Source organism: Pseudomonas sp. AC463 (assembly GCF_979253585.1).
Map to the genome: position 1 here is coordinate 1 of NZ_CEEDDZ010001130.1, position 238 is coordinate 238.

Consider the following 238-nt stretch of genomic DNA (forward strand, 5'->3'; position numbering starts at 1 on the left):
GGTGGACCTAATCCTGATCAATCATTCCATCGCCGTCCGCATCGCCGCGCCGGCCACGAACGGTGCACCCGCGACGAGCAACAGACTGACCGCGCCCAACAGCTTGAACGCTCCCTCTCCGTCGTCCAGCGCCCCCGCGCCGAAGATCAGCAGCGGCACGGCCAGCGGAAGCATGACCAGCCCGGCGAGCGCCCCCGCGCCGCGGACCGATGCGGTCAGCGCCGCGGTCGCGATTGCC

At 70.6% G+C, this 238-nt stretch carries 1 protein-coding gene; it reads right to left on the reverse strand.

Annotation, left to right across the window (positions count from 1 at the left end; genetic code table 11):
• Positions 1 to 21 precede the first annotated feature (21 nt).
• The coding region (locus tag AC0IYH_RS33825) for a heme exporter protein CcmB (RefSeq protein ID WP_471838836.1) at positions 22 to 238 on the reverse strand (217 nt) is incomplete at its 5' end.